General features: G+C 53.2%; 10 protein-coding genes. 9 read left to right on the top strand and 1 reads right to left on the bottom strand.

Going from position 1 to position 11,769, the window contains the following annotated elements; all coding sequences use genetic code 11:
• The first annotated feature begins 206 nt into the window (after positions 1 to 206).
• The 5 genes from VE954_RS35435 to VE954_RS35415 all read left to right on the top strand — a co-directional run bounded on the left by VE954_RS35435 (position 207) and on the right by VE954_RS35415 (position 5,868).
• On the top strand, positions 207 to 827 hold the full coding sequence (locus VE954_RS35435; protein WP_324962012.1) for a hypothetical protein: 621 nt from the start codon (positions 207 to 209) through the stop codon (positions 825 to 827).
• A 167-nt stretch (positions 828 to 994) separates the two neighbouring features.
• Complete coding sequence (locus VE954_RS35430) at positions 995 to 2,743, top strand: ABC transporter ATP-binding protein (RefSeq protein ID WP_324962010.1); 1,749 nt, start codon at positions 995 to 997, stop codon at positions 2,741 to 2,743.
• 3 nt (positions 2,744 to 2,746) lie between these two features.
• Entirely contained in the window at positions 2,747 to 4,528 is a 1,782-nt protein-coding gene (locus tag VE954_RS35425; protein ID WP_324962008.1) for an ABC transporter ATP-binding protein, read from the top strand.
• Positions 4,515 to 5,252 (top strand): hypothetical protein, encoded by a 738-nt coding sequence (locus VE954_RS35420; protein ID WP_324962006.1) that lies wholly within the window; start codon positions 4,515 to 4,517, stop codon positions 5,250 to 5,252. The genes VE954_RS35425 and VE954_RS35420 overlap by 14 nt, the downstream gene beginning before the upstream one ends.
• Positions 5,236 to 5,868, top strand: a complete 633-nt coding sequence (locus VE954_RS35415; protein ID WP_349263858.1) for a LysE family translocator — start codon at positions 5,236 to 5,238, stop codon at positions 5,866 to 5,868. The genes VE954_RS35420 and VE954_RS35415 overlap by 17 nt, the downstream gene beginning before the upstream one ends.
• Here the strand turns inward: VE954_RS35415 and nfi are convergent.
• Complete coding sequence (nfi, locus tag VE954_RS35410; protein WP_324962002.1) at positions 5,810 to 6,547, bottom strand: deoxyribonuclease V; 738 nt, start codon at positions 6,545 to 6,547, stop codon at positions 5,810 to 5,812. The two genes, VE954_RS35415 and nfi, sit on opposite strands and share 59 nt — an antisense overlap.
• Before the next feature lie 194 nt (positions 6,548 to 6,741).
• Here nfi and glpK point away from each other — a divergent pair, with 194 nt between their 5' ends.
• The 4 genes from glpK to VE954_RS35390 form a co-directional block, all read left to right on the top strand.
• On the top strand, positions 6,742 to 8,256 hold the full coding sequence (glpK, locus tag VE954_RS35405; protein ID WP_324962000.1) for a glycerol kinase GlpK: 1,515 nt from the start codon (positions 6,742 to 6,744) through the stop codon (positions 8,254 to 8,256).
• A 113-nt stretch (positions 8,257 to 8,369) separates the two neighbouring features.
• Positions 8,370 to 10,343, top strand: coding sequence for a hypothetical protein (locus VE954_RS35400; RefSeq protein ID WP_324961998.1), 1,974 nt, complete (start codon positions 8,370 to 8,372; stop codon positions 10,341 to 10,343).
• Positions 10,344 to 10,506: 163 nt separating this feature from the next.
• Complete coding sequence (locus tag VE954_RS35395) at positions 10,507 to 11,172, top strand: hypothetical protein (protein ID WP_324961996.1); 666 nt, start codon at positions 10,507 to 10,509, stop codon at positions 11,170 to 11,172.
• An 80-nt stretch (positions 11,173 to 11,252) separates the two neighbouring features.
• On the top strand, positions 11,253 to 11,769 hold a 517-nt coding region (locus tag VE954_RS35390), incomplete at its 3' end, for a GNAT family N-acetyltransferase (RefSeq protein WP_324961994.1).

Raw genomic sequence — 11,769 nt, 5'->3', positions numbered from 1 at the left:
AATCCAGAATCATCCTGGCCATTTTAAACCACCCCGCTTCCTTGCAGATTGGTTGAACAGGGGAGAGCTTATTTATAATCTATTCAAATACTTAAGTAAAACAAGTACAAGGCCTAATTCTTAAGCATTCTTTCCGGGGCCCGCTTTTCAGCAGCAGGAATATATGAAAAACTTGATTGAGTGAAAACTTGAGCGGAGCCTGAATAATGTCGAGAAGTTTGACCCGGAATCCCAACCTTGATCTCACGTCGCCCGCTTTTCATAAGAAACTTGTCGAAGCTTGGGAGCAAAATCTCGGACGCTGCAGCCCGGCCTTTCCACGCGACGTTTCCTGGTGGACCGGGCCGAATCCTGAGGATAAGGACTGTCCAGGACGAACTGCAGACGGCTGGATCAAGGCTTTGCGTATGCCGAATCTTGCTAGCTGCAAGGCGGCTGAGGTCATTGCTTACTTTGCCAACGGCTGGGTCCTTACGGAGCTGCTGTTCGCTTCGCTCATCGAAGAAGAGGCCTTTTACCGTCCGCCCTACCATGGGCTGCGTCATCCTCTGATCTTCTACTATGTGCACCCTGCGGTGCTCTACGTGAACAAACTGCACGTGGCAGGCCTTTTGGACGACACCATCAACCCCTATTTCGAACGGATCTTCGAGACAGGCGTCGATGAGATGAGCTGGGACGACTTTTCGAAAAATGAAATGCACTGGCCCGATCTGGACGCCTGCCGTCAATATCGGCGGGAGGTCTATCGCGTAGTAGAGGCCCTCATCAAAAAAAATAAGGGCCTGATGGGGACCGCTCAGTATTCAGAAACAAATCCTGCCTGATGACCTTGGAAGGACACCTGGGGCGGGTTATATTAGATGTATAACGCCGGGTGTCGATTTTTATTCTCTTGTGGCTGTTGCCTGTGAAAGACAGGCAAAGGCCCACGCGACAACCCTCCATCCCACGCTGCTGAACAACGTCATCATTCGGAAGGCACAGTTCATTCATGCGCTATAGTCCCGCTCGTCTCTTTCTGGAAAATCTGCGGACACATCGATTGGCCTACAGTTTGGGTCTCATGGCCATGCTGATCACGAGTATCTCGGAAGTGTTTCTGCCGAAGTTCATTCAATGGTCGATCGATGTCCTGACGCAAAAAACAGACGTTGATCCGCACGGCACACTGGATCGCCTGGTGTTGGGCCTTGTGCTCATGCTGACTCTGGGTTGGCTGGGGCGCATCGGCTGGCGGCAGATCCTCGCGCGGCAGACGCACCTGTCCGGCCATGAGATGAAAACCCGTTTATGGTCTGTGCTCAAGGATCAGCCATTATCGGTTCTGGATCGTTTTTCCCTTGGCGACCTGATGAACCGGGCGACGGCCGATTGGAACAAGACCCGTTTTATTCATGGCTTTACGATCGTCCTGACCTTCGATCTTATTTTCTTTAGCACGCTTTCGGTCATTTCCATGCTGATGATTCATGTGAAGCTGGCCCTGCTGTGTCTCTGCGTGATTCCTTTTCTGCCCCGGAATATTATTAAAATCAGTCGACAGGAATACACCTTTCATCAACTCGCGCAGGAGCAACTCTCGCTGCTCTCGGATTTGATTTCTCAAACGGTGAAAACCATTCGATTGCAACGTGCCACCGCCAGTGAAAAAGTCTGGCAGGAAAAATTGCAGAGTTACGCCACCGAATATGCGCAGCGCCAATTCAAAGTTTTGCACGCCAGCTGGCGGATTTTTGTGCTCGGCGCTTTGCCTACGATCATCGCCTACGGCATTCTCTTTACCTATGGCGTGATGGAAGTTCAGGCGGGACGGGTCAGCATCGGCGCCTTTATCGCCTTGCAATCTTATGTGCTGCTCCTGCAGTCGCCGCTCTTTGAATTGGGCTCGGTGATCTCGGAATGGCAAACCGGTTTTGCGAGTTTCAAACGTCTGACCGAGGTCTATAATCTGGAACGTGATACCGGAACCACACCAGAGGCGGTCATTCATCGGTCTTATCAGCCTGAGATCGCGGTGCGTCTTCAGGAACTTTTTTATTCCTATGATCAAACCCAGGATGTGCTCAATCATATCAATCTCAGTATTCCCCGAGGCGAAAAATTGGGTCTCATCGGTCCGATTGGTTCTGGAAAAAGCACGCTCGTGAATATCATCGGTGGTCTTTTGGAACATCCTCGGGGGCTGGTGCAGATTCACGGACTGAGCCTGGAGCAGGGGCAGCGGGATTGGATCGTTAAACAGATCACCATGGTGCCGCAGAAACCCTTTCTTTTCGCCGGAACCATTCGCCATAATCTCTCGCCCATGGGCACTGCGGATGAACAGGCCATGATCCAAGCCCTGCAGGTGGTGGAACTCTGGGATGATGTGCAAAAATTCACCGGTGGCCTCGACTGCTGGATCGGCGAGTGGGGCATCAATCTTTCTGGTGGTCAAAAGCAGCGTCTGTCGCTGGCTCGCGCGCTGCTCAAACCTTCACCCATTTTGATCCTGGATGATTGCCTGAGTGCTGTCGACTCCATCACCGAAGCGAAAATCCTGGCTCAACTGCAAACCACACTGGAAGGTCACACTGTGATTTGGACGGCGCATCGACTGTCCACGCTGCAGCTTTGCGACCACATCCTGCGTCTGGAGGATGGCCGTCTGCACTGGGATGCTGCGCAATCGATCGGCTCCCGGATACCCGAATCAGGACCACGGCATCTGCAACCCCTTGATGCCGCTGTGGAGGTTTAATCCATGCAAGCGCCTCACGATAGCATTGAACATCAGGGTGATTTTTCAGCTGTCATCGCCCTCTTCAAACATAGTCAAGGGATCCGCGGTCGCCTGTTTTTTTGCGTCGGTCTGGTCATCGCTTCAGCCGGGCTGCTCATGATATCGGCCAAGCTCATGGGGCACCTGGCCGAGCTGCTGATCCAAAAACAGCCCTGGCCAGCTCTGATCGGAACGGTCGCGGGGATTCTGGCGATTGAGAGTGTCAATATTCTGGTTTACTACAAGGGTCGCGTCGGCATTGCCTACGTCACGAACAAGGTCGCGCTGCAGATTCGGGAAGCCCTGTTCCGCAAGTTAAATCAGCTGCCCATGGCCTACTATGATCAGCAGCCTCTCGGTCGCACGATCACGCGTTTGACGGCGGATGTGGAAGGCATCGAATCCTTTTTCAGTAATACGCTCCCGCGCGTGCTCACCGCCCTGATCACAGTGGTTTGCGTTCTGCTCGCCATGCTTTTAACTAATTTCAAAATAGGCTTTTTTATCGGTCTTTCCAGCCTTCCGGCCCTTATCTTTACCGTTCTGATGCGCAAGCCTGTTCGCTTTTGGCTGCGGGATTATAAGAAGCGTTCAGCAGGCATCAATTCGCAGCTGGCGGAATTGATCAACGGTCTGCCTGTCATCAAAGTCTTTGGCCTGGAAAAATGGAGTCATAAGGTCTTTACGCAAAGCTCGGAGGAGATGCTCAAGTCGGCCTTCAATCTGATGAACTGGAATACCTTCATTCGGCCTATGGCGGCTTTTCTCTGCTCACTTCCCCTGGTGATTATTCTTTGGTGGGGAGGACACATGGCCATTGATCAGACGATCTCCATCGGCCTCCTCGTGGCTTTCATTCGTTATGCCGAGCGCTATTTCCGCCCGATCATGCAGCTTTCCTTTGAACTGCATTTGATTCAGGACGCCATTTCTTCCTCGGAGCGGGTCAGCAAAATGCTCGGCGAAACCGAGGAATCGGCTATCCTCGGCCCCAGCGGTGAACACAAAGCAGTGGTTCAAGGCGCGGTGGAATTTGATGATGTATGGATGAGCTACCTGCAGGATCAGCCTGTGCTCAAGGGCGTTCATTTTCAAGTGCAGCCCGGTACCTCGGTGGGTTTGGTTGGTAAAACAGGGTCCGGGAAATCCACCACCGTGCATCTCATCCCCCAGCTTTATCCGATTCAAAAGGGCGAGATTCGCATTGATGGTGTGCCGCTGCAGGAATGGAATCGGACCGCCCTTCGCGAACAGATTGGCATTGTCTCCCAGGATGTTGTCATCTTTCAGGGGACCCTGCGGGAAAACCTGCTCGTGACCATTCCGGAACAGGATCAGCCGCAGGATGAGTCCATTCTGGAGGCATGCCGCCGGACTGGGCTTTCCCTGGTGATGGACAAGCTTGCGGCGGGCCTGGATACACTCCTGCAGGATGGCGGTTCGAACCTGAGTATGGGCGAACGTCAGCTCATCGCTTTCACCCGTATGCTTTTGCGTAATCCCGCGATTTTAATCCTGGATGAAGCCACAGCCAATGTTGACGAGCCCTGCGAAGCTCTGATTCAAAAGGCCATTTTGGAAGTCTTGCAGGGTCGGACCTGTTTTATTATCGCGCATCGGTTGAGTACCATCCAGCATTGTGACAATATTCTGGTGTTCCAGGACGGGCGCATCATGGAGCAGGGACGCCATGATCAGCTGCTGAACCGCCAGGGGCATTACTCTCAGCTCGTTAAAAGGCAAATCGCGCATGAATTTATATGAAAAGATAAAGTATCGAATCGAGGCCACCCTCGCCAGCGGCGAGCAGCCTGTTATTATTTTCGATCTGGATGATACCCTAATCGACTGCCGCCATCGCAAGCATCGAGTCATCCACGACTTCATCAAGCAAAGTCATGTGCAGGAAAGTTTTGCTCTGGAGTGCCAGCTGGTCGAGCAATTGAGCTGGGAAAACGTACAATATCGCGTTCTGGATACGCTGGCTCAGCATGGCATTCGCAATCAAATGTTCGGTGACCAGCTCTTTCAATTCTGGCGCGAGAAGTATTTCACCTATCCCTATCTGATTGATGACAAGGCCTTTCCTGGGGCCTTGGAGTTTGTGCATCATTGTTATAATTTGGGCGCTACCATCGTTTATCTGACCGGACGTGATATACCGGGCATGGGACAGGCGACCTTTGATGCCATGCCCAGGTTGGGTTTTCCATCCACAGGGGATCGGGTGCATTTCATTTTGAAAGAAGATCCTGCGATCGCCGATCTGGAGTTCAAGGTCATGGCGTTGGAAAAAATCGCGCCCCTCGGCACCGTTATTGCCGCCTTTGAAAACGAACTTCCCAATCTGCATGTAATGGCGGAACGCTTTCCCGAGGCCGACATGTACTGGCGTAAAACGCTGTATTTACCGAATCCACCTGAACCTTTGTCGCATGTGGAAATCCTGCTCGACTTCAAGGGAGACGATGATGCTGGGCATTCATGATTATTCCCTTTTCGTGATGACCGCCATCCTTCTGAACCTGACGCCCGGTCCTGATACGATGTATATCCTGGGCCGCAGCATGGCTCAGGGTCGGCGTTCGGGGATCGCCTCGGCCCTTGGCATTTCCACTGGCTGTCTTGTGCATACGCTTGCCGCTGCGTTTGGTTTATCGGCTGTGCTCATGACCTCATCGCATGCTTTTTTTGTAGTGAAGATTCTGGGGGCGGCTTATCTGATTTACCTCGGTGTTCAGATGCTCAGGTCCCCTTCTGTTTTTCAGGACGCCCGAGGGGATGAGGCCGAGGCCAGTGATTTCAAAATTTTCCGTCAGGGCGTGGTCACCAATGTCCTGAACCCCAAGGTGGCCCTTTTTTTTCTGGCTCTGCTCCCCCAATTCGTCAGCAAAGACAGCGCCCATCCAACTCTGGCGCTGCTGATGCTCGGCCTGACCTTAGTCCTCACAGGCACGATATGGTGTCTTGGTTTGGCTTTTTTTGCAGGCTTTCTGAGCGATCACATCCGTCGTAGCCAACGCCTCTCCACAGCCATCTCCCGCATCACGGGTTTAACGTTTCTGGGTCTTGGGGTGAAACTGGCTGTGAGTGAAAGGTCGTGACCAGATGCCCTTCCTTGCGCACGGCATTCGACAGGTTGTGCACGTGACGGATGGGGACCGGAATCCGATAGCGATCAATCAGGCTGTTGACCATGTCGACCGCCGAGGCCAGATCACACAGGTGGCCTGGCGACACAAAAATGGGTTTCACTTTGGACCGCGAACGTAAGGCATAACCGATAATCTCCTTGCGATGGATAATAGGAGTTTTGGAACCCTTGTCCATATCAGGTTCATTGTACGTGCCGCAGAGGAGATTTTTCGCAGAGCCAATCGTCGGAATGCCCAGCCAAAGACCCAAATGACTGGCAATGCCCAGGCGCCTCGGATGGGCAATCCCCTGCCCATCACAAAGGACAAGGTCAGGCTTCACTTCGAGCTGCGCAAACCCTTGGAGCAGCACGGGCAATTCGCGAAACGATAAAAGACCGGGAACATAGGGGAAGGTCATGCGATCCTGCACGGTGACCTCTTCCACGACGGAAAAGTCCTTCCGGTTTAAGACCACGATGGCCGCAAACAGAATCTCACCCCCCACATCGAACGACACGTCACAGGCTGCGATGAGATTGCACTCAGCTGGCAGAGGCTGCGAGGTCACGCGGGACGCCAGTTCCTTCTGTAACGCCACCGCCTCGGTGGGACTGATATCCCAGGAATGCAGATTGAAAATGTCCATACCCACCTCATGCACGGGAGTGTGCGCCTCAGGCAGAATAGGAAAATTCAGTAGGCAAGGTCAATTCGGGTGAATATGTTTATGTCCAAATGGAATTGAGCCGGGCGTATCGGGGGCTTTGGGCCTTTCGCGGCGCCGCAAAAAGCGTTACAAGAAACTCAAAGTGATTGAAAGACACAACGGGAGGCACTCTCATGGCGACCGGAAACAGCTATCTTCTGGCACTGGACCAGGGCACCACCAGCTCGCGCGCGCTGCTCATCGATCATAAGGGCCAGGTTGCCGGCATGGCTCAGCAGGAATTCCGTCAGATTTACCCGGAACCGGGCTGGGTTGAGCATGATGCCCAGGAAATCTGGGAATCGCAGGCCAAGGTTGTGAAGGAGCTCCTGCAGAAACTGAATGGACAGGACCGTCTGGTCGGTCTGGGCATCACCAATCAACGCGAAACCACCATTGTGTGGGACCGCAAAACCGGTCGCCCCCTTGCCAACGCCATCGTCTGGCAGGATCGTCGGACCGCTGCCTTTTGCGAACAGTTGAAAGCCAAGGGCCTGAGTGAAAAAATTCAGAGCAAAACCGGGTTGGTGATTGATGCTTATTTTTCAGCGTCCAAAATCCGTTGGCTGCTGGAAAAAATCCCTGGGGCTCGCGATAAGGCCGAGCGCGGCGAACTTGCAGCGGGGACCGTTGATAGCTGGCTCATCTGGCAACTGACGCGCGGCAAAGTTCATGCAACGGATGCAACCAACGCCAGTCGTACCATGCTCTATAACATTCATACCGGGGCCTGGGATAAGGAGTTGCTCGAACTCTTTGAACTGCCCCCGTCCATGCTGCCTGAAGTGAAATCGTCGAGTGAAATTTATGGAACGGTAGATAAGGAAATTTTTGGACACGCGGTTCCCATCGCCGGCGTGGCGGGAGATCAGCAGGCGGCGTTATTTGGTCAGCTCTGTCTCGAACCCGGGATGATGAAGAACACCTATGGAACAGGCTGTTTCCTCGTCCTGAATACGGGCCATAAGCCGATTTCCTCACAAAACAAACTCCTCACCACCGTGGCCTGGCGTCTTGGCAAGGAAACGACTTATGCGCTGGAAGGATCGGTTTTCATAGGGGGGGCTGTCGTTCAGTGGCTGCGTGATGGCCTCGGTTTGATTGCCAATTCCAAGGATATTGAAGCGCTCGCCGCTCAGGCCAAAGACAATGGCGGCGTTTATTTCGTGCCTGCGTTCACAGGACTCGGAGCCCCTTACTGGGACCCGTATGCACGGGGTACCATTATCGGCCTGACTCGTGGCACCGGGCGCGAGCATATCGCCCGTGCTGCGCTCGAAGCGATTGCCTATCAAACCCGTGATGTCGTCGAAGCCATGCGAGCCGATGCGAATATCCCTCTCAAGGAACTGCGGGTCGACGGCGGTGCCTCAGCGAACCCACATCTGATGCAGTTTCAAGCTGATATCCTGGCCGCCGCTGTGGTAAGGCCGCGCTGCCTGGAATCCACGGCCATGGGCGCGGCGTACTTCGCCGGTCTTGCCACAGGTTTTTTCCCGCATATGGATGCTCTGAAGGGTCTTTGGCAGCGGGATGTGCGTTACGAACCGGTCATGCAGGAAAACGAAAGACGGCGGCTTTATGAAATGTGGAAAGCGGCCATCAAACACGCGTCCGGCTGGGCCAGAGACGCTGAAATTCGGGTGTAACACCTCTCCAGGGGCTTCGGCCCCACGCCCTCAAACCCGCCCTTTGCCCCCACCCCCAACTTCGGGCATAATGGATGAATCCAACACTCCATTTGCCATTTTGTGAGTTGAATATGAAAGCCATTGCCCTGGGACTTATCGCCTCGTCCTTGCTGAATGGTTCCGTCCGTTCGGATCGCATGCGTCCCGACGTTCGCCACTGGGCCGAGGATATTTATGCCGCTGCACCTCGTTTCGAAGATCACGAGGATTTTCTTTCGGATTTGAACCTGGATGAAGACCTCGATGACCTGAAAGAAGCCCAGGAAAAACGCGCCGAGGAATTGAAAAGCCTCGAAGCCATCGACCTTGCCAAGGAAAGCAGTGGCCGCGGTTTTTTGCTGGCTAAACAGCTGGTCGAACTCTCCCTGAAGATCTCCAGCTATCAAAGAATGATGGCGGAACGCGATCTCTACTTCAAATCCAAAGACTGGCGTCTGCAGGATCCCACAGCCCGGACCAAAATCCCCAAGCAGGCCGATATCGAATCCCACTCCTTTAAGACCGTGGGCTTCGCGCGCAACCTTGTCAACAGCTACACCTTCGAGCAGGATCGCAACCAATACCTGCTGATCCGTCTGCTGGCTCGTACGCAGAATTCGAACCTCTTTCTCTTCCTGGATCAATTCAAGAAGCGCTTTCCTAGCTCCACGTTCATGCCGCATGTGAACCTGGCTTTGGCTGAATATTATTTCCAGCTCAAGGAATATGAAAAATCTGAAGGCCTTCTCAAGACAGTGATGGATAACAAAACCACACCGGTTCGACCTTATGCGATTTATAAACTGGCCTGGGTTCACATCATGCGCACCCAAAATGAAAAAGATAATGCCAAACGTCTGGCCGGTTTGGAAAAGGCTGCCGTCGCCCTTCGCCTGACGCATAAACTGATGAATGATTGGGATGCGTACAAACCCGTTTTCAAACTGAAAGAGGAATCTGCCGTGGATCTCGCTTGGGTTTTTGCCGAGATGCGGACACCCAAGGCTGATGTTCAAAAATATTTTGATGAAAACAAGCCCAAGACTGCTTACCAAACGTATCTCGTTTATCTGGCGGTTGATGCCATCCGCGATGGCGACTCGAAGCTCGCTGAAACGGCTTTTGCGGAATACCTGCCGCAGCAGGTGGAAAGCCGCTACTACCCACAGAACCTCATGAGCCAGATCGATCTTTTCATTCAAACCCGCAGCTTCGATAAGGTTCTGGAGGGCTATAAAAAAATTCGCGGGCTCTTCGACGAAGAAAATCCCTGGATGAAAGAGTGGAACAAGGACAAGCAGCTGGTGGAAACCTATCAGAAGCAGCTGGCCAATCACCTTGTTCTCACCGCTGCGAAGATCCAGCAGGAAGCGGAAAAAATGGGAGCGCAGCCGCCAGCCAAGGTCAAAGGCCAGCCTTTCTATGATTCCAGCAAGCTGATGGTCATCAGCAAGGGTTACTATGATCTCTTTATGGATTGGTATCCCAACAGCGATGCACAGGACGACGCTCGTTACAACTATGCGCTTCTCGTCTTTCAAAATGGTGAAATGGAACGCGCGATTCAGCTGCTCAGCAAGATTGCCGCTGACACCAAGAGCGAGCATCGCCGGGACGCCGCCTACAGCCTCGTTGTAGCCGCAGCCAACTGGGATTCCACGCAGCAGGTTCCCAAGCTGCCTGAACCGGGCAAAGCCAAGGATCCCGTGCCTCTGAGCAAAAGCAAAGCCGTCTTGATTGAGAAGATCGATTTCTTTCACAAGAACTGGCCTGAGGACGAGCAAAATATTCCAGCGCTTTATACCGCAGCCCAGACTCTCTTCGAATTCGGTCACTATGAAGACGCTATGCGACGCTTCGATGGTTTGATCAAACTTGCGCCCAAATCCGAGCAAGGCGAAGCCGCCCTGAATACGCTTTTGAGCTTTTACGTGGAAGCCACGCGCTGGGATGATCTCATTACAGTTTGTAAGGAATATCTCGCGAATAAAACGGTGGCCAGCTCGGGTCATCGCAAACTGATTCGTCAGACGCTGGACTACGCCAAGTCCCAAAAACCTCAGTAAGCCTCTGCACCCGGCTCCGGCCGGGCCTTTCTCTTTCCGCGTCACATCTACATATACTTGCGCTTTCTGAACTCCCATGCAATAAACCATCCCCGCGGCTCGTCTACATGAAGCCCGCAAGAGGGACGTTGTCCATTACACTAAGTTTGAGACTGGAGTTTTCATGAAAGCCATTCTTTCGACCGCTCTTTTGACTGTTCTCACGGCCTCAGCCGCTCACGCGGAAGGCCTCAAGGTGGAAACCCGTGCCTTTCACGCGAACATGCAACTCGATGCTGAGAAATCCACTTACAAGGAAGACGGCACCCCGGCGACTGTAGATGGCGTGAGCTCGGCTTATTTCAATACCGCGGGCTTTGGCCTCTCGGCTGTTCAAACTGTTGATGACGTCCTGGACTTCGGTTTGGGTTTGAGCGTGGCTCGTTACTATCCCACCAAAACTTCCCAAATTGATCAAACCGTCCTTCATGGATTTTCGCGCATTAACCTCGTGAAGACTGACGCAAGCCGGGTTTATATGCTGGCTGGTTTGTCCCGCCAACAGTTGGTTCAGGACATTGAAAGCGATGCATATGCCAACTACAAGACCCGTTATACTCCTATCGTCAACGGCGACCTCGGCCTCGGTGCCACCTTTACAGTGGGCAATGCGGATCTGGGTCTGGAATACAAATATTCGAATACCCTTGCCGCAGGCCGCGCCTCCTTGCAAGGCCTCTATAAAAATCCTGGTTTGCGCGGCGTTCAAATCAGCAGCGATAAGAACAAGCTCAAGGGCGTAACACTGCAAGGTCAGGAACTGGCCTTGAGCGTCGCTGTGAAACTGTAAAAATCAACAGCATCAGAGCACGCGGCGCAGGTTGCAGGCTCTGATGCTTATGTTCTGCTGCTTCATCTATCGAGAAAAATATGACTTCCATTGAGTCCACACGCCTTCTGCTCCGCGACTACAGGGATGATCTTTCCGAGCTTGAAAGCATCCTGAAATTCGTAAGCGATCCCGAAGTTGCGCGTCACTCATCGTGGGGCCCCCTCAGTCGAGCGGAAGCTCTTGCCTTCCTCAAGGAAGTGGTGTCGGCTGTTCACGCGCAGCCCCGCATGAATTATTCCCTGGCTCTTTTGATACGGTCGACGGACGAGCTCATCGGCAATATGTCCCTCAACATTCGTAACCTCAAGCATCGAGAGGCCGAGCTTGGCTACACCGTGGCGATGGCTCATTGGAACAAAGGTTACGCAAGTGAAGCGGCTCGCGCCCTCATCGCGTTTGGATTCAAACAGTTGGGTCTCCACCGTATCATCGCCACCACCTCGCCGGGCAATATCGCGTCCCAAAAAGTGCTGGAACGCATCGGCTTCACACGAGAAGGCTACCTGAAGCAGAATGTGCTGCAACGTGGCTCATGGCGGGATTCGCTGCTTTATG

The organism is Oligoflexus sp., from assembly GCF_035638955.1.
Lineage (GTDB): Bacteria > Bdellovibrionota_B > Oligoflexia > Oligoflexales > Oligoflexaceae > Oligoflexus.
This window is presented reverse-complemented; position numbering and strand designations above follow the sequence as displayed.